Annotated in this window: 12 protein-coding genes; 9 read left to right on the forward strand and 3 right to left on the reverse strand. The window is 72.2% G+C overall.

What is annotated here, in order from left to right:
• Positions 1-24 precede the first annotated feature (24 nt).
• Positions 25-894, reverse strand: a complete 870-nt coding sequence (locus ITJ59_RS08670) for a UbiA family prenyltransferase (RefSeq protein WP_194650698.1) — start codon at positions 892-894, stop codon at positions 25-27.
• A complete protein-coding gene (locus tag ITJ59_RS08675) occupies positions 891-1,814 on the reverse strand; it encodes a DMT family transporter (protein ID WP_194650699.1) in 924 nt (307 codons plus the stop codon). The genes ITJ59_RS08670 and ITJ59_RS08675 overlap by 4 nt, the downstream gene beginning before the upstream one ends.
• Positions 1,815-1,885: 71 nt before the next feature.
• Here ITJ59_RS08675 and ITJ59_RS08680 point away from each other — a divergent pair, with 71 nt between their 5' ends.
• The 6 genes from ITJ59_RS08680 to ITJ59_RS08705 all read left to right on the forward strand — a co-directional run bounded on the left by ITJ59_RS08680 (position 1,886) and on the right by ITJ59_RS08705 (position 9,078).
• Entirely contained in the window at positions 1,886-2,734 is an 849-nt protein-coding gene (locus ITJ59_RS08680; protein WP_194650700.1) for a LysR family transcriptional regulator, read from the forward strand.
• A gap of 67 nt (positions 2,735-2,801) precedes the next feature.
• The gene (locus tag ITJ59_RS08685) at positions 2,802-3,614 is read left to right on the forward strand and encodes a fructosamine kinase family protein (protein WP_194650701.1); all 813 of its coding nucleotides are present in this window, start codon (positions 2,802-2,804) and stop codon (positions 3,612-3,614) included.
• A 199-nt stretch (positions 3,615-3,813) separates the two neighbouring features.
• Positions 3,814-5,988, forward strand: coding sequence for an ArnT family glycosyltransferase (locus ITJ59_RS19395; protein WP_267238361.1), 2,175 nt, complete (start codon positions 3,814-3,816; stop codon positions 5,986-5,988).
• Between the two features lie 35 nt (positions 5,989-6,023).
• Positions 6,024-6,746, forward strand: a complete 723-nt coding sequence (locus tag ITJ59_RS08695) for a response regulator transcription factor (RefSeq protein ID WP_323749455.1) — start codon at positions 6,024-6,026, stop codon at positions 6,744-6,746.
• Positions 6,747-6,820: 74 nt separating this feature from the next.
• Positions 6,821-8,368 (forward strand): sensor histidine kinase, encoded by a 1,548-nt coding sequence (locus tag ITJ59_RS19600; RefSeq protein ID WP_194650703.1) that lies wholly within the window; start codon positions 6,821-6,823, stop codon positions 8,366-8,368.
• Positions 8,369-8,589: 221 nt separating this feature from the next.
• The gene (locus ITJ59_RS08705; RefSeq protein WP_194650704.1) at positions 8,590-9,078 is read left to right on the forward strand and encodes a hypothetical protein; all 489 of its coding nucleotides are present in this window, start codon (positions 8,590-8,592) and stop codon (positions 9,076-9,078) included.
• Positions 9,079-9,117: 39 nt separating this feature from the next.
• On the opposite strand, the gene ITJ59_RS08710 is transcribed toward ITJ59_RS08705, so the two are convergent.
• Positions 9,118-9,945, reverse strand: coding sequence for a helix-turn-helix transcriptional regulator (locus ITJ59_RS08710; RefSeq protein ID WP_194650705.1), 828 nt, complete (start codon positions 9,943-9,945; stop codon positions 9,118-9,120).
• Between the two features lie 113 nt (positions 9,946-10,058).
• Between ITJ59_RS08710 and ITJ59_RS08715 the strand changes: the two genes are divergently transcribed.
• The 3 genes from ITJ59_RS08715 (at position 10,059) to ITJ59_RS08725 (ending at position 18,908) form a co-directional block, all read left to right on the forward strand.
• Entirely contained in the window at positions 10,059-11,354 is a 1,296-nt protein-coding gene (locus ITJ59_RS08715; RefSeq protein WP_194650706.1) for a bifunctional glycosyltransferase family 2/GtrA family protein, read from the forward strand.
• Positions 11,355-11,559: 205 nt separating this feature from the next.
• Complete coding sequence (locus ITJ59_RS08720) at positions 11,560-17,127, forward strand: glutamate synthase-related protein (RefSeq protein WP_194650707.1); 5,568 nt, start codon at positions 11,560-11,562, stop codon at positions 17,125-17,127.
• Positions 17,124-18,908 carry a sulfite reductase subunit alpha gene (locus ITJ59_RS08725; protein WP_194650708.1) on the forward strand — a complete coding sequence of 595 codons (1,785 nt, stop codon included), beginning with the start codon at positions 17,124-17,126 and terminating at the stop codon, positions 18,906-18,908. Before ITJ59_RS08720 ends, ITJ59_RS08725 begins: the two co-directional genes overlap by 4 nt.
• The last annotated feature ends 350 nt before the right edge of the window (positions 18,909-19,258 follow it).

The following is a 19,258-nucleotide window of genomic DNA, read 5'->3' on the forward strand; positions in this document are numbered from 1 at the left end:
CGGTCCGAGCCGCGCGGAAGCGCGTCAGGCGACGAGTCGCGCCCCCGCGAACCCGAGCTCGACGACGAGCACCAGGGACGACGCGATCACGAGCCGGAACAGGGTCCGCGACGCCCGCCCCGCCAGCACCAGCCGGACCCCCACCACGGCGAGCGCCAGCACGACGACGGCCCCGACCACGGCGAGCACGACCCCGACACCACGGACCGGGTCGTCACCGAGCACCTGTCCGCCGAGCACGAGGGCGGCCGCGACGACGAGCGACCCGAACGCGACGACCCCGGCAGCGCGGAGCCCGAGGCGGTGCGGGAACCCACGGACCCCGGTGGCGGCGTCGTCGACCAGGTCGGGCAGGACGTTCGTGCAGTGGATCGCGACACCGAACACCGCGCCGGTGGCGATCGCCCACCACGCCGGCCACAGGTGCTCGGGGCCGGCGGACACCGCGACCACGGGCAGCAGCCCGAACGCGACGACGAACGGCAGGACCGACCACACCGTGCGCTTCAGCCCGGCGTCGTAGGCCCACCCCGCGGCGACGAGCACGAGGTGCGCCACGGCGGCCACGGGCCCGAGGAACAGCGAGAGGACCACGGCGGCACCGGCGGTCACCAACGCGGCCGTGCGGACCGTCCCGACCGCGATGAGTCCGCTGGCGACGGGCTTGTCGCTCCGGCCGACGGCTCGGTCGCGGTCGGCGTCGATCCAGTCGTTCGCCAGGCCGATCGACAGTTGCCCGGCGACCACCGTCAGCGCGACCAGGGCCACGAGCCACACCGGGTGTCCGACGGCCACGGCGATGACGGCGGCGAGCACCGTGACGGTGACCGTCGGACCGGGGTGGGACGAGGCGAAGAGCAGTCGCACCACATGGGGGTCCCTGCCGTCGGTCACCCGGCCAGCGTACGGGCGGGTCGTGCGGGACGGCGCAGACTCCGACGACCGAGCACCCCGGAGGCCAGTGCGATGCCGAGCAGCACCACCAGCCCGCCGACCGGCTCGTTCCACCGCACCCGCTCGCCCAGGACGAGCACGCCGAGCGCCACGCCGACCACCGGCGTCAGGTAGGTGACCGTCGAGGCCCGACCGGCGCCCCACGCCTGCACCAGGCGCGTGTTCCACGCGTAGGCCAGCCCCGTGCCGACGCAACCGAGCGCGACCATCGCGGCCACGATCCTCCCGTCCAGCTGTACCGGGCCGGTCGCGATGGCGGGCGCAACCAGCAGGAGCATCCCCGAGGCGAGCGTGAGCTGCACGGTCGCGATCGTGACCGGGTCGTACGCACTGCCCACCGCCACGCGCCGCAGGTAGGCGAGCCCGACGCCGTAGGACGCCGTCATGCCGAGCAAGGCGACCTGCCCGGGAACGCTCGCCAGCACCGCCGGGTCACCGAGCAGGTCCCACGGCCCCACGAGCACCAGCACGCCGACGATGCCGACCACGATCCCGGCGACCTGCCGACCACGCAGCCGTTCGGACGGCACGAGCACCGCGAGCGCGGCCAGGGTCATGATCGGCGTCGTCGCGTTGTAGATGCTCGCGAGCCCGGACGGCACGGTCTGCTCGGCCCACGCCATCAGCGACGACGGCAGGGCGTTCAGGAAGAACGCGACGACCGCCAGGTGCGCCCACACGCGGGGCTCCCGCGGCCAGCGACGACGCGTCGCGAGCAGCAGGACGACGAGCGTCACGCCCCCGAGCACGGTCCGGACGGTGGCCACCTGCTGCGGTGCGAGCCCGTCGAGACCGATCTTCGCGAAGAGGAAGCTCGAACCCCAGGTGAGGGCGACGAGACCGTAGAGGAGGGCGTTCATGTGGCCTAGTGTCGAGGCATCTGCAGGCATGCGGCAAACGCATGTGGTTCATACCGACATGAGGAGCACGCATGGCCGTCTCGGTCCCCCAATTGCGCGCGTTCGTCGCCACACTCGACGCCGGGTCGTTCACGTCCGCGGCCTCCGTGCTCGGCGTCGGCCAGTCGGCCGTCTCGCACGCCGTCGCCGGGCTCGAGCGCGAGGTCGGCGGGCCGGTCGTCCGGCGCGGCGCGGTCGCCGTCCCGACACCCCTTGGCGACCGCCTGCTCGCCCACGCCCGCAGCGTGCTCGCCTCGGTCGACGCCCTGGAGGCAGTGGTCCGGCCCGCCACGGCGCGCGGCACCGTGCGACTCGCGGCCGTCCCCACCGTCTGCCAGGGCCTGCTGCCGCGGCTCCGCGAGCTGTGGGCGGTGACGCTGCCCGACGTCGACGTGCAGGTCTACGAGGGGGACGACGACGAGATGCCCGAGTGGCTGGAGAGCGGCACGGTCGACGCCGCCGTGCTCGTCGATCCCTCACCGGTGCCGACGGGCGGTGTCGTGGTCGCCCGGGACGAGATGGCCGCCGTCGTCCGACGCGACCACCCGCTCGCCGAGCTGCCCGCGCTGACGCTCGACGACCTGCACGAGGACGGCCTGGTCGCGGGCGGCGGCGGGTGCGAGTACCAGATCCAGAAGCTGCACGAGCTCGACGGCCGGCCCTTCCGGTACGCCCACCGGGTGCGGGAGATGAGCACGATGTTCGGGATGATCGAGCGGGGCGAGGGCGTGTCGATCGTGCCGACGCTCGGCCGGGTGATGCTGCCGCCGGACCTCGTGATGATCCCGATGGCCAGGCGGCTCGAGCGGACCCTGGTGCTGAGCGGGCCGTCGTCGCGGCAGTGGCACCCGCTGGCGAGGGCCTTGGTCGACGCGGTCTGACGGCCCGCTGAACGGACGGCGAGGACCCGCTGAACGGACGTCGACGGCATGTCGGCAGGATGGACCGATGGCCGAGACGCACCTGAAGACCTTCACCACCCCGGACGAAGCGGCAGCCGAAGCCGCCGGACTCGTCTGGCTCGCCGAGGCCGAGGACGCGGGCGGCACCAGGATCGCGCGGGTGCTCGACCGGCCGAGCCCGACCGTGCTCGACCTCGAGCTGATCTCCGACGGCTCCCCCACCGTCGCGCAGGCCGAGCGCTTCGGCCGCTCCCTCGCGCACACCCACGCCGCCGGTGCCGACCACTGGGGTGCGCCACCCGCCGGCTGGACGACGGGTTCCGCGCTCCGGATGGGACGCTCCCGCACGCCGTTCGTCGACGCCGCCCACGCACCGGCGACGTGGGGCGAGTTCTTCGCCGAGTACCGGATCCGCGACTTCGTCCGGCGCATCGTCGACGCCGGCGGGTTCGACCACGCCCAGGCCGCCGTGTTCGACCGGGTCGCCGACCGGGTGCAGGACGGCACGCTCGGGTCACCGCAGCCCGCACTCGTCGGGGACGGTCCCGCACGGCTGCACGGCGACCTGTGGGCCGGCAACGTGCTCTGGCCGACGGACGCGTCCGAACCCACGGGCGCGGTGCTCATCGACCCGATCGCGCACGGAGGGCACGCTGAGACCGACCTGGCGCTGCTCGGGCTGTTCGGGCTACCACGGCTGGAGACGGTGCTCGCCGCCTACGACCGCGAGTCGCGGCTCGCCGACGGCTGGCAGGAGCGCGTCGAACTCCACCAGCTCGCGCCGCTGCTGCTGCACGTGTTCCTGTTCGGCGGGTCCTACACGGGGGCGGCCCTGCACGCGGCGCAGCGGTACGCCTGACCCGCGCACGGTGCGAGGTGCGCGGCCGAACGGTGCGAGGTTCCGCACCCCGTGCGACCCGGCGTGCCTCGCACCGAGTGCGGAACCTCGCACCACGGCAGAGCGCCCCTCGCACCGTGCGGGGGGGCGCACGCACTCCTTAGGTCGCACATAGGCGACGCAGTGCCGCGTTCGGGGAACGCCCCGGATGCTCATCGACATGACCACGTACCCGCTACCCGTGACCGATCGAAGGGGCCCCGCGCAGACCGACGCGCAGGATCGGCGCCGCAAGCCGCTCGCCCGCCTGTTCCTCGGCGAGCGCGAGGACGCCCGCTGGCTCCGGCCGGCGTTCTGGGCGCTCCTCGCCGTGACCGCCGTGGTGTACCTCTGGGACCTCAGCGTCTCCGGGTACGCCAACAGCTTCTACGCCGCCGCCGTGCAGGCCGGCACGAAGTCATGGGAGGCGTTCTTCTTCGGTTCCCTCGACTCGTCGAACTTCATCACGGTGGACAAGCCGCCGGCATCGCTGTGGGTGATGGTGTTGTCCGCGCGGCTGTTCGGCTTCTCGAGCTTCAGCCTGCTGCTCCCCCAGGCCCTGATGGCCGTCGGTTCCGTCGCACTCGTGTGGGGCACGGTCCGCCGCACCCTCGCCCGCGTCGGCACCACCACCGCGAACGTCGGCGCACTGCTCGCCGGCTTCGTCGTCGCGGCCACCCCGGCCGCCGCGCTGATGTTCCGGTTCGACAACCCGGACGCCCTGCTGGTGTTCCTGATGACCGCCGGCGCGTACTGCACGGTCCGGGCGCTGCCGAAGGGCAGCTGGAAGTGGATCGCCCTGGCCGGGGTCGCCCTCGGCTTCGCGTTCCTGACGAAGATGCTGCAGGGCCTGCTGGTCCTGCCGGCCTTCGGCCTGGTCTTCCTGTTCGCCGCCCGCACCACCTGGGGCAAGCGCGTCGTCGGACTGCTCATCGCGGCGGGCTCCCTCGTGGTCGCCGCCGGCTGGTGGGTCGTCGCCGTGTGGCTGTGGCCGGCGGAGTCCCGCCCCTACATCGGCGGTTCGACGAACAACACCGTCCTCGACCTGGTGTTCGGCTACAACGGCCTCGGTCGGATCTTCGGCGGCTCGGGCAACGGCGGCGGAGGCGGCGGCATGACCGGCGGCACCGCCGGCGGCTCGTTCGGCGGCTCGACGGGACTGAACCGCCTGTTCTCGTCCGAGATGGGCCTCGAGATCTCGTGGCTCCTGCCCGCGGCACTCATCGCACTGATCGTCGGCCTGGTCGTCGTCGGCCGTCGACACCTCGCCGACCCGGCACGCGCCGGACTCGTGCTCTGGGGCGGCTGGCTGCTCGTGACCGGGCTCGTGTTCTCGTACATGTCCGGCACGATCCACCCCTACTACACGGTCGCACTGGCCCCGGCGATCGCCGGACTGGTCGGCACCGGCGGCGCCCTGCTCTGGCACGCACGCGACCGGTTCCTCGGTCGCATCGGCCTCGCCGCGATGATCGGCATCACGGCTTTCTGGGGCTGGTGCCTGCTGAACGAGAACTCGACGTGGCTGCCCTGGCTCCGCTGGGTGATGCTGGCCGGCGGCCTGCTGTCGGCAGCGCTGATCGTCATCGGCAGCATCCCGACGCTGCGGAAGCTCGTCACGGTCGGCGTGCTCGCCGGCACCCTGTTCGGACTCAGCGGCACCACGGCCTACGCCCTCGCCACGACGACCGTCGCGCACTCCGGTTCGATCCCGAGCGTCGGTCCGGCAGGCAGCAGCTCCGGCGGGATGGGTGGCGGCGGCACGGGTGGCATGCCGGGAGGCACGGGGGGACCCGGCGGATCGGCCGCCGGTTCCGACAGTGACGACTCCACCACCGACGACGGCTCCCAGCAGGGTCCCGGCGGGACCTCGCCGGAGGGCATGACCGGCGAGGCGCCGGAGGGCGCCACCGGGCAGGCACCGGGCGGTACGACGGAGGACTCCGACGGCGCGAGCTCCGATGCGGAGTCGGGGACGGGCCTCCAGGCAGGGGGCGGTGGCACGGGTGGCGGCACGTCGACCTCGTCGGCGCTGCAGAAGCTGCTCGAGGCGTCCGACGCCGAGTGGGCGGCCGCGGTCAACGGATCGCAGTCGGCCGCGCAGCTCGAACTCGACACCGACACCGCCGTCATGGCGATCGGTGGCTGGTCGAGCGACCCGGCCCCGACGCTCGCCGAGTTCAAGGCGTACGTCGCCGACGGGGACATCGGGTACTACGTCTCCTCCGGCTCGGGTGGTGGCGGCATGGGCGGCGGATCGTCCACCGCCTCGGCGATCCAGGAGTGGGTCGCGGCGAACTACGAGTCGACGACGGTCGGCGGGCAGACCGTCTACGACCTGAGCACCACGAAGTGATCGACGACGAGGGCGCGGTGGATAGGCTCGCGGACGTGACCGGCCAACCGCTGCAGCGCACCGACGGCTCCCCCGTCCGCGCCCTCGTCGTCGACGACGAGCACGCCCTGGCCGACGCCGTCGCCCTCGCGTTCGAGGGGGACGGCTGGGCCGTGCGGGCCGTGCACCGCGGGCGGGACGTCCTGTTCGCGGCGCGGGAGTTCCAACCAGACGTCATCGTGCTCGACGTGATGCTGCCGGACATCGACGGCTTCGAGGTGCTCGAGCGGCTCCGCGACTCCCGTGACGCCGTCCGTGTCCTGTTCCTCACCGCGCGGGACGCCCCCGAGGATCGGCTCGCCGGACTCACCGGCGGCGGCGACGACTACCTGACCAAGCCGTTCGGCATCGACGAGCTGCTCGTCCGGGCACGGATCCTGGCGCGGACCTCTGCCCGGGTCGCCGCCGTGGGCGGCAGCGCCGAGGTGGTGGTCGGTGACCTCCGGCTGGACGAGGACGCCCGAGCCGTCAGCCGTGGCGGCGAACCGATCGAGCTCACGCCGACCGAGTACGAGCTGCTGCGGCACCTGGCGCGGAACGCGAACCGGGTGCTCTCGCGGGAACAGCTGCTCGCGGGCGTCTGGGGGATGGACTTCGGGTCGTCGTCGAACCTGGTCGACATGTACGTGTCGTACCTGCGGAAGAAGCTCGACGCAGGACGCGAGCCGATGCTGCAGACGGTGCGCGGGGCCGGGTACGTCTTGCGGCCGGTTCCGTGAGCCGACCCGGGAAGGCGATCCGGGCCTCCCATTCGAAGCGCACCGGACGGGTGCCGTCGTTGCGGTGGCGGGTCGTGGCGGCCGTGGCACTGCTGCTCGTCGCGACGAACGTCGTCGTCGGCGCGGTGACCGTCGTCGCGTTCCGGGGCTACCTGGTCGACCGGCTGGACGCGGAGCTGTCGACGGCCGCGAACCGGACCGTCGGCGGACGGGACGGTGCGGACGCCCCCACCGGGCCGCCGCCGGGGTCCTCGTCGTCGTCGTCCTCGTCGTCGTCGGATCGTCCGGATCCCGACAACGCCTTCATCGGTGCGCCCGGGCAGTCCGCCGGCACCGTCGTCGCCATCGTGCGGGACGGCGCCGTCGTGCTCGGCGGCTACACCGACAGCGACGGCGACCAACACGGGCTGTCGTCAGCGCAACGGAAGACCCTCACCGCGGTCGACAGCGGCGCCGACCCGTCGACCGTCGACCTCGGATCGCTCGGCACCTACCGGGTGCAGGCGGTCGGGGACGACGGCGACGTGTTCGTCACCGCACTCCCCCTCGGCGACCTGAACGCCGCCATCGCACGCCTGCTGCTCGTCATCGGGATCGTCACGGTGCTCGGTCTCGCCGTCGCCGCCTGGGCACTCGCCCTGCTCGTACGGCGGCCGCTCCGACCGCTCGAGCGCGTCGCAGCGGTCGCCTCCGGCGTGACCGCCCTCGACCTGGAACGCGGCGACACCGACATCCCCGTGCGGGTCGCCGACGCCGACCTGACGGCCAACCGCGAGGTCGGCCAGGTCGGCACCGCCCTGAACCGCCTGCTCGGCCACGTCGCCCGGGCGCTGACGGTCCGACGCGACGCCGAGGCGGGCATGCGCACCTTCGTCGCCGACGCCTCGCACGAGCTCCGCACGCCGATCGCGACCGTCCGCGCCTACGCCGAGCTGACCGCGCGATCGTCGGACCTCGATGCGATCCACCGGAACGTCGACCGGATCGGGCGGGAGGCCGTCCGGATGGGCGACCTCGTCGAGGAGCTCCTGCTGCTCGCGCGACTCGACGCGACGGCCCTGGCGTCAGGGACTCCGGTGTCCCCGATCGTGCGCGAACCCGTCGACCTGACCTCGATCGTGGTCGAGGCGACGATGGACGCCCGAGCCACCGCGCCCGGGCACCGGTGGACGCTGCAGATCGTCGACGACCACCCGCTGACCGTGACGGGCGACGCGGAGCAGCTCCGCCGCGTGGTGACGAACCTGCTCGCGAACGCCCGGACGCACACCCCGGCTGGCACCGCCGTCGTGGTGTCGTTGCAGCGGGTGGGGCCGTCCGGTGCTGGTGCGGCCGCTCGCCTCGTCGTGGCCAACGACGGGCCGGTGATCCCGTCGGACGCCCTGCCGACGCTGTTCGACCGGTTCACCCGGGGCGAGGCCTCGCGGACCCGTGCGCAGGGACAGGGGACGAGCGGCCTCGGGCTGGCGATCGTCCGGGCCGTGGTGTCGTCGCACGGCGGGAGCGTGCGGGTGGCGTCGGAGCCGGGCCGGACGGCGTTCACGGTGGACCTGCCGGGGGCGCCGCTCGACCCGCTCGCCCCGCTCGCCCCGCTCGCCCCGCTCGGCCCGCTCGCCGTGTGAGCAGAAGACGTCGAGTCCCGCGCGGACTCGACGTCTTCTGCTCACTCGATGGGGCCGGGGGCCGGAGGATGGCACGCGCCCGGCGCAATAGTCCGGATCGTCAGACGATCGTCCAACGTCCGGGCCGGACGCGTGCAACTAGGCGGTCGGCGACGCAGGCTGGGTCCTGTCCGAGCTGGACGACCCACACGGGTCACCACCGCAGAGATGGGAACACGATCATGAACTCGTTCAAGCGCAAGTCCGTCAAGCTCCTCGCCGGCACCGCCCTCGGCGGCGCCGTCATCGCCGGGGCGTTCGTCGCGGCACCCGCACAGGCCGCCGAGCCCGCACCGAGCACCTCGGCGTCGGTCGGCGGCAACGTCAACGTCAACCTCGACCCGGTCGCGATCGTCAACGCGATCAAGGACGCCGTCAACGACCAGAGCGACCGCAACGGCGCTGTCCAGGCTGCGCTCGACGTCGGGTACTGGAACGCCGGCAACCCCGACCGCCTGACCGTCGCGGTGGTGAACAAGAACCAGGACATCACCGTCGAGGGTGACGTCGCCGACGCCCAGTCGATCGACATCAAGGGCGGCAACTACGTCATCTACTGGTTCAAGGGCCCCGGCAAGGTCACCAACAACGGAGACGGCGGCTACCTCAACTGGGGTGTGTTCGGCAACATCGAGCGCATCGACAACGTCATCCACGTGAACGGCGGCTGATCGGCCGATCCGCGTCCGACGCCCCCGGGGACCACGGTCTCAGGGGGCGTCGTCGCGTGTGGTGGGTCGCTCGACTGCTGGCTCGATCGCCGGGCGCAGAGCGCTGTCCACCGACCGCGCGTCGCGCCGTGAGCGGATCCACCCCCGCACGAAGCCGACCGACACCAACGCCGTCCGGTTCGGCGCGCACCACGACCTCATGAGCCGACCGAGGTGCCAGGCGACGGCCTGCCGGCTGTACGCGGTCTCCTTGGCGATCTGGTCGTTCGACAGCCCCTGCGCGGCGAGCGCCAGCATCTGCTCCTCGGTCTCGTCGAGTCCGGGTACGTGGGCGACGAGGTCGATCTCACCCGTCGTGGTCGCCGCCGCGGTGTCCCCCGCGGATCGACGCTGCTGCGCCCAGGCCTCGGCCCAGCACGAGCCGAGTTCGTGGGCGACGAGTGCGGCACGGCTCATCGCGAGCATCGTCCGGCCGGCGTGCTCGAGGGTGACGGCGCGGTCGCGGGTGGCCGTGTGCATGACGAGTGCGAAGACGCGGATCGCGGGCAGTGCGCCGCGGAGCACGACCGACACATCGGCTCGTGGGTCCTCGGCACTGGCGACCGCCACCGCGCGCAGCTGCGCCAGGCAGTCACCGTCGACGGGTTCTCCGCGCTCGACGGCCCGCAACGCGGCGGGGAGCACGAGCGGGACGATCTCGGCGTAGCGACGCCGGAGCCAGTCGTGGCCATCGGGTCGGATGCCGTGCAGGGGCGGTGTGAGCAGGAGCTCCTCGAACTCCGGGCACCGTTCGTCGAGCGCCAGGCCGAGCCGCTCCCCCGGGAGCAGCACCGGTGATCGGTGGGCATCGTCGCGCTCGGTCGTCATCGTCCGTCGACCGTATCCGGACGACAGGTGTCGTGTCCGCCGCGTTCACGTGGAGTTCGTTCTTACCGGGGCCACAGCGCACTGCATCGGCCCCCGTAGCCCCGCTGCCGAGCATGAGCGACATGACGGAGACGAACCAGACCCTCGACATCGACATCGTCGTCCCCTGCTACGACGAACAGGACACGCTCGCGGCCCACGTGCGACGCCTGCACACGTTCTGCCGGACGTCGCTGCACCACTCGTGGCGGATCACGATCGCGGACAACGCCTCGACCGACGACACTGCCCGCATCGCCGACGACCTCGCCGCGATGCTGCCGGGCGTGCACGCGGTCCACCTGCCCGAGAAGGGCCGGGGCCGGGCGCTCAAGGCGGTGTGGGCCGAGTCCCCGGCGACCGTGCTCGTGTACGTCGACGAGGACCTGTCGACGGACCTGGCGGCCCTCGAGCCGCTCGTCGCCCCGCTGCTCTCCGGGCACTCCGACCTGGCGATCGGCACGCGGTTGGCGGATTCGTCGCGGGTGGTGCGGGGCAGCAAGCGCGAGTTCATCTCCCGCTCGTACAACCTGCTGCTCCGGACCACGATGGGGGTGTCGTTCTCCGACGCGCAGTGCGGGTTCAAGGCCGTCACGAAGCGGGCGGCCGACCACCTGCTGCCGCTCTGCGAGGACGACGCGTGGTTCTTCGACACCGAGATGCTGGTGCTGGCCGAGCACGCTGGGCTGCGCATCCACGAGGTCCCGGTGGACTGGGTCGACGACGTCAACTCGTCGGTGCACATCGCCTCGACCGCCACCGAGGACCTGAAGGGCATGTGGCGCGTCTCGCGGGGCATCGCCACCGGTCGGGTGCCGATCGGCACGGTGTACGAGGCGATCGGCCGCCGGCCCTTCACCCCGCCGCACGTCGGGTTCTTCGGGCAGCTGCTGCGGTTCGGCGCGATCGGGGTGCTCTCCACCGTGGCGTTCGCCGTGCTCTACGCACTGTTCCGGCCGGCGATCGGGGCGCAGACCGCGGACTTCCTCGCGCTGCTGCTGACGGCCATCGGCAACACCGCCCTCAACCGACGGTTCACCTTCGGCGTGCGGGGCCGTGCCGGAGCCGGGCGGCACCACGTGCAGGGGTTGGTGGTCTTCGGCGTCGCCTGGGCGATCACGTCGGGGTCGCTCGTGGTGCTGCACAGCACGACGCCGGGGGCCTCGCACGGCACGGAGATCCTCGTGCTGACGGCAGCGAACCTGTTCGCGACGTGCGTGCGGTTCGTGCTGTTCAAGGCCTGGGTGTTCCGCAGCGGCCGGCGTCACCCGGAGCTCATCCGCCCCGGGACGACACCCGCCGCCGACGCGAGCACGGCGGTCACCGAGACGATCGGGGTCAGCGACCGGACGGGCGAGCGCGCCGCCTGACACCGTGCCGGTTCACCCACCCGGTGCGGGGTTGCACGGCGCGCGCGGCACGGTGTTGCGTGCGCGGTATACCAAGCCGTAGCATCGCCGTACCGCACCACCACCCCACAGGGCCCGACTGCCAACACCGGTCCGCCCGCGGCGAGCGCTCCATCGATGCAGCCTGGCCGTCCGCTGCCGGCAACGCCCCACTGGACTCGCACACGTGAACCCCACCTCCTTCGGTCTCTACGACCCTGCCCGCGAATCGAGCGACTGCGGCGTCGGCTTCATCACCCGACTCGACGGCACGCCCCACCACGACGTCATCCGCAAGGGCGACGAAGCGCTCTGCGCCATCCCCCACCGCGGCGGCAAGTCCGCCGAGGGTGTCGGTGACGGCGCCGGCGTGAGCATCGACCTGTCGGTGGAGTTCTTCAGCGCCATCACGGGCCACGAGCTCCGCGCGGGCCACTTCGGCGTCGCGAACTGCTTCGTACCGAGCGGCGACGGTGCAGAGGCGGATGCCGAGCGCGCCCGTGCGCAGCAGACGGTCACGGACGCCATCGAGCAGCAGGGCTTCGAGCTGCTCGTCGTCCGCGACGTGCCGGTGGACCACTCCGTCGCCCGGCCCGAGGCCGAGCAGTACCAGCTACCGATCGTGCAGTGGGTCTTCCGGGCACCCTCGGACTGGGAGCGCGAGGCGGTGGACCAGGCGGCGAACCGTGCCCTGCTCGCGATCGAGTCGGTGTCCTACGGCGAGGCCGCCGAGCAGCGCGCCCAGCACGCTGCCCTGTACCCGCTGTCGCTCAGCGCCCGGACCCAGATCCTGAAGGGCCGGCTGAACTCCGGCGAGGTCATCGGGTACTTCACGGACCTGCGCGACCCGCGCCACTCGGTGCGGACGCTGTACTTCCACACCCGGTTCTCGACGAACACCGAGCCGCACCCGACGATGGCGCAGCCGTTCCGGCTGATGGCGCACAACGGCGAACTGAACACGGACCGGAAGAACCGGTTGTCCGACGAGGCGCTCGCCCGTGCCCGCACCCGCAGCATCGTCCGCCCGCCCGGGCAGTCCGACTCGAGCCGCCTCGACCAGACGCTGCAGAGCCGGGTGTTCGACGACGGGCTCGAGATCGTCGAGGCCGTCGTGTCGCTGATGCCGCCGGCGTGGGAGAACGACCGCACGCTGACCGCCGACGTGCGGGACATGCTCGAGTACTTCTCGCTGTACGAGGAGAAGAACGACGGCCCGGCCGCCGTGATCTTCAGCGACGGCGACGTCGTCGGCGCACGCCTGGACCGCCTGGGACTGCGCCCGCTGCGCACCGTCGAGACCACCGAGTACCTGATGGTGTCGTCCGAGGCCGGTCAGGTCACGTTCGACGCGGACGAGGTCGTGCACCGCGGTCGCATCGAGGCCGGCGGCATGCTCGTCGTCGACCACCGCACCGGCACCCGGATGCGTTCCGGCGAGGTCCTGTCGATGCTCGCCGCCCGACGCGACTACGGCACCCTGCTGGACGCCGCCCGCGTGAACCTCGACGACCTGCCTGCGCCCGCGTACGACCGCACCAGGAACACCCTGGGCTACGAGGGCGACCTGTCGCTGGCGGGTCGGTACGTGGCGTACTCGCTGAACCAGGAGAGCTTCCGGTTCATGCTCGACCCGATGCTGCAGAACGGCTCGGAGCGGATCTCGGCGATGGGCTACGGCAACGCCATCAACGCCCTGAGCGACACCGAGGGCGGCATGGCGAAGTACTTCTCGCAGCGCTTCGCCCAGGTGACGAACCCGCCGCTGGACTCGATCCGCGAGGCCGACGGCATGAGCATGCGCGTGGCGCTCGGTGCGAAGCCGGACGGCACCGGCACGACGGGCCGGCAGCTCGTCGTGCAGTCGCCGATCCTCGGGCACCTGGACATGGTGCGCCTGCGCGACCAGGACATCGTGCCGCTCGAGCGATTCGACATGCTCTACGTGCCGGTGCTCGGTGACGAGCAGGCCAACGCGGACGCGATGCGCGACGCCGTGACCGCCCTGTGCGACGCGATCGAGGCGTTCGCGGCCCACAGCGGTGGGATCGCGGTCCTGACCGACCGTGCGGTGTCGTCGACCCATGCGCCCCTCCCCGTGATCCTGGCGGTGGCCGCGGTCAACCAGCGGCTCATCGAGACCGGTCTGCGCTTGCGGGTGTCCGTGGTCGCCGAGAGCGGTCAGCTGCCATCGTCACACCACGTGGCCACGGCGCTCGGCTTCGGGGCCTCGGCTGTGTACAGCCTGTCCGCGCGCCTGCGTGCGGAGGAGAAGTACCCCGCAGCGCCCGCCCCCGCTGGCGAGCTCACCGCGACGGACCTCGCGCTCAAGCAGTTCCGCAAGGCCGCCGAGAAGGCCCTGGCGAAGACGATGGGCCGCGTCGGCCTGTGCACCGCCGAGAGCTACATCGGCGGCGCGTTCTTCGAGCCGAACTACCTCGACACCGGCGACGACGTGCTCGCCCGGATCTTCCCGCACATGCAGGCCCCCGTGGGCGGCGTCGGCTTCGCCCGCATCGCCCAGGCGGCGACGGACTGGCACGAGCGTGCCCGTTCGGTCGCGGCCGAGGGCCAGGTGCCCCTGCTCGGCCTGTTCAAGGAGCGTTCGGACGGTGCCGGCCACTCGTTCGGCGTCGCGAGCGTCCGCGGGTTCGGCGGCATGACCGAGGAGCGTCCGTCGTTCGAGCGTTCCGGCGACTCGGATGCGCTGCGCCTGCTCACGCTCGGCCAGCTCGACGACTCGTTCGGCATCACGGACGCCGCGTACCGGAACACCGGGTACGACCGTCTCAGCGACGCCGAGATCGACCAGCACCGCATCACGCCCGGCTACGTCACGTTCCTGCAGACCACGCACGACGAGCGGTCGCGCCGCCCCGCAGCGCTCCGCGACGTGCTCGCGCTGCCCGCGGACGTCACCGGCATCGACACCGCCGAGGACTTCGCCCGCGAGCTCGGTCGTTTCTCGACCAGCGGCAACTCCAGCGTCACGGTGCGCGGCCTGTCCGGCTCGCGTCCGTCGACGGAACAGGACCTGCCGGGAGGCACGGAGCGGTTCCGTCTGGAGCTCGCGTCGACGGGGACCACGGGTGCACTGCGCCACCAGGCCCTGGCAGACGGCCTCGCGTTGCTGTACCCGGGCCAGGTCGACGTCGACGCCGTCGACGACACCCGGGTGACGCTCCGCGCCACCGGTGCGGCCGTCGGGCTGCTCGCCCTGCTCGAGAGCGCCCCTGACAGCGTCGGCCTCGACGAGGTCCAGCCGGCGCACGAGATCACCAGGACCCTGGCGTCCGGCGCCATGAGCCACGGTGCCCTCGTCGCCACCGCGCACGAAGCGGTGGCACACGGCACGAACATGGTCGGCGGCATGTCGAACAGCGGTGAGGGCGGCGAGCACCACTCCCGCTACGGCACCATCCGTGGCTCGCGGATCAAGCAGTTCGCCTCGGGTCGCTTCGGCATCTGGGCGGGCTACCTCGCCGACCCGATGCTCGAGGAACTCGAGATCAAGATCGGTCAGGGCGCGAAGCCCGGCGAGGGCGGCCAGCTGCCCGCGCCGAAGGTCACGGTGGACATCGCCGCGGCCCGTGGTGGTACGCCCGGCGTCGAGCTCATCTCGCCGCCGCCGCACCACGACACGTACTCGATCGAGGACCTGGCGCAGCTCATCCACGACTGCAAGGCCGCCCGCGTCCGGGTGATCGTGAAGCTCGTGTCCTCCGAGGGCATCGGCACCATCGCGGTCGGCGTCGCCAAGGCCGGCGCGGACGTCATCAACGTCGCGGGCAACACCGGCGGCACCGGCGCCGCGGCCGTCACGAGCCTGAAGTACGCGGGCCGCTCGGCGGAGATCGGCGTCGCCGAGGTCCACCAGGCCCTGGTCGCGAACGGCCTGCGCTCGAAGGTCACGCTCCGTTGCTCGGGCGCGCACCAGACCGGGTCCGACGTGGTGACGAGCGCGCTGCTCGGCGGCGACAGCTTCGAGTTCGGCACGACCGCGCTCATGATGCTCGGCTGCGTCATGGCGAAGAACTGCAACGTGAAGTGCCCCGCCGGCCTCACCACGAACGCCGAGGCGTTCGAGGGCGACCCGCGTGCGCTCGCGCAGTACCTGCTCAACATCGCGCACGACGTCCGGCAGATCCTCGCCCGCCTCGGCCTGCGCTCCCTGCGCGAGGCCCGGGGTCGCACCGACCTGCTGCAGCTCCTCGACCACCCGGCGAGCGTCGGTCGTCTCGACGCCCGTGCGCTGCTCGCCCAGGTGCCGGAGAAGGTCGTGACGGACCCGGAGTACCTGGAGAAGGACTTCCACACCGACGACGCGCTGCTCGAGCGCATCCGCACGGCACTGGTCGACCACGCGCAGGAGCACGTGCTCGTGCACGGCGTCCTGCTCGGCAACAGCGACAAGTCCGTCGGCGGCCAGCTCGGCATCGACGTCGAGCGCCTGCTCAACCACGAGCTCGGCGCCGATGACGTCCGGGGCCTGCCGGCCGTGGCGACCGACGACCGCGGACGTCGCCGACTGGTCGACGGTGCGGTCACGATCCGCACCCAGGGCTCCGCCGGGCAGTCGTACGGCGTGTTCAACAACGACGGCATCGTCCTCGAGCACACCGGCACCGCGAACGACGGCGTCGGCAAGAGCCAGAGCGGCGGACGGATCATCGTCCGTGCACCCGGCGGCGGCAGCGCCGACCAGGGCGGCAACGTGCTGATCGGCAACTTCGCGCTCTTCGGCGCCACCGGCGGACGCACGTTCGTCGAGGGCGAGGCCGGAGACCGGTTCGCCGTGCGCAACTCCGGCGCGACCGCCGTGGTCGAGGGCGTCGGCGACTTCGGCTGCGAGTACATGACCGGCGGTGCCGTGTTCAACCTCGGCGCGTTCGGCAAGGGCCTCGGCAACGGCATGTCCGGCGGGTTCCTGTACCAGTACGACCCGTCCGGCCGGGTCGGCGAGCGTGCCAGCACCGACTCGCTGCTCGTGTTCCCCGTCACCGACACCGAGCGCGGGGCGTTCCACGAGGCCGGCGCGCGCCTGCTGCTCGAGTGGCACCTCGAGGCGACCGGTTCGGCGTTGGCCGAGCGCCTGCTCGCCGAGTGGGAGACCACCCGGCAGCACGTGTACGTCGGCATGCCGCGTGCGCTGCTGCTCACGCAGGACGCCGGCGAGATCCTCGCGGCCGCGTCCCGCACCGAGCTGCTCGACGAGCTCGCGACCTCGATCGCCACGGACAAGCTCCGTGCGTTCAAGGTGGACTACCGCGACCAGCGGACCGTGCTCGACGGCCGTGCACCCGCGCTCGGCGACCAGAGCGGCGACATGTTCTCGCTGCTGTCGTCGTACACGGTGCTCGGCGTCGCGCAGGACGTCGCGCTCGAGCGCGTCCCCGGTGCGGGTGCGAACGACCCCCGCGTCACCGAAGCGGTGAAGAACCTCGTCCTGACCGAGGACTTCTCGGTCAAGCAGCGCGTCGTGAAGTACCTGCGCGGCACGCTCGACCGGTTCGCCGACGACCAGCTCGCGACGCTCATCGCGATCAAGCGACTCGACGACTACAAGCGTGCGCTCACGCAGCGGAACAACCGCAGCATGGACGCACCGGGCACCACGGGGTGGATCATGCACCAGAACGCCAAGAACGACGGACGTGTCCGCGAGGCCCGCTTCGACGAGCTGCTCGCGACCGCGGCGCTCGAGGACATCGCCCGCCGCGCACCGCAGGCGCCGACCGAGGCGGTGTCCGCGTGAGCCTGCTCCCCCCGACCGGATCCCTGATCCCGGTCGACGCACCGTTCTCGGCGGCCCAGGAGTCCTGGCTGGCCGGGTTCATCGCGGGCATCGCCGCGGCCGGCAAGAAGGCGTCCGTCGCCGCCCCCACGACGACCATCGACGTGCTGTTCGGCACCCAGACCGGCAACGCCGAGTTCCTGGCCGACGAGCTCGTCGCCGGGGCGAAGGCCCGCGGGCTCGGCGGCCGTGCCGCCGCGCTCGACGCCGTCACGCCGGAGCAGCTCGCTGAGATGACCCACGTGCTCATCGTGACCTCGACGTACGGCGAGGGCGAGATGCCCGACAACGCCGGCCTGTTCTGGGACGCGATCCAGGCGAGCACCGTGCCACGGCTCGAGGGGCTGCAGTACGCGGTCCTCGGCCTCGGCGACACGAGCTACGACGAGTTCTGCCAGGCCGGCAAGCTCCTCGACACCCGCTTCGAGCAGCTCGGCGCGACCCGGGTGCACGACCGTGTGGACTGCGACGTCGACTTCGAGGACGCCGCCGCACTCTGGACCGCCGCCGTGCTCGACCGGCTGGCGGCCGAGGCGGGTGCACAGCCCGGCGCGACCACGGGGGTGGGCGCAACCGGCGCCGCGTCCGCGAGCGGCGGGGCGGGCGCGAGCCGTGCCTCCCGGCCCGGTGCCCAGTGGAACAAGCGCAACCCGTACCCGTCGCGTCTGGTCGAGAACCGGCTGCTCTCGTCGCCGCGCAGCGCGAAGGAGATCCGGCACTACGAGTTCGACCTCGGCGACTCCGGCATCGAGTACGCCGCCGGCGACGCCCTGGCGGTCGTGCCCGTCAACGACGCCGTGTTCGTCGACGAACTGCTCGAGCAGGTCGGCGCGACCGGTGGCGAGTCGTTCGACGGTCGACCGATCACCGAGGTGCTGCGGAGCGACCGCGAGATCCGGACGCCGTCGAAGGACCTGATCGCCGACCTCGTGCAGCGCGCACCGGCGAGCGAGCTCGCCGCGGTCGTGTCGCACGGGGACAAGCACGAACTGGACCGCTGGCTCTGGGGCCGCGACGTCCTCGACCTGCTGCGCGACGCCGGTCCGGCCGCACCCGGACTCGACGAGCTGCTGCCGAACCTGCGGCCGTTGCAGGCACGCCAGTACTCGATCTCGTCGAGCCCGCTGGCGCACCCGGACCGCATCCACCTGACGATCGCGTCCGTCCGGTACGGCGACCCGCACCGGATGCACGCCGGCGTCGCATCGACGTTCCTGGCCGACCGGGTCGACCCCGACGGCACCGTGGACGTGTACCTGCAGCCGAACGCCGCGTTCGGCGTGCCGTCGGATGCAGCCGCACCGATGATCATGATCGGGCCGGGCACCGGCATCGCACCGTTCCGCGGGTTCCTGCACGAGCGGGCCGCAGCGGGCGCGACCGGGCGCAACTGGCTGTTCTTCGGCGACCAGCACCGCGACACGGACTTCGTGTACCGGGACGAGCTCACCGAACTGCAGGAGCAGGGCGTGCTGAACCGGCTCGACCTGGCGTTCTCCCGCGACCAGGCCGAGAAGGTCTACGTGCAGACCCGGATGCGCGAGCAGTCCGCCGAGCTGTTCGCGTGGCTCGAGGACGGCGGGCACGTCTACGTGTGCGGCGATGCCTCGCGGATGGCGAAGGACGTCGAGGCCGCGCTGCTCGACGTCATCCGGACCGGCCGCGGGCGCGACGAGGACGACGCGCAGTCGTACCTCGCCGACCTGCGGCGGTTGAAGCGCTACGTCCGCGACGTCTACTGAGACTGCAGCACACGCCTGGTGCGGGCAGCAGGACGCCCCGGTAGCGGAACCCGAATCCGACTGCCGGGGCGTCCTGTGGAGGGTGCCGGTCAGTGAGGCCTGACCGACGAGCCCAGTGGCGTGACGCTAGGACCCGGGTGCGATGACCCGGTTTCCTGGACGACGAGTCTCCTGATCCGGGACTCCCGTCGTGCACGCCGCTCGATCACCGATGGTTGGTCGGCGCCGGGCGCGCACTGCGGCACGGTCATTCGGGTCCCCCTCCTGCCGCGGTTCGTTGCCGTCACCGGCTCCCTGGATGCCGGCCCGAAGGGACGACACTGATCCGCGGTGAAGAAACAATAAGACGA

Origin of the sequence: Curtobacterium sp. VKM Ac-1393 (assembly GCF_015350995.1) — a bacterium.
Classification (GTDB): Bacteria; Actinomycetota; Actinomycetes; order Actinomycetales; family Microbacteriaceae; genus Curtobacterium.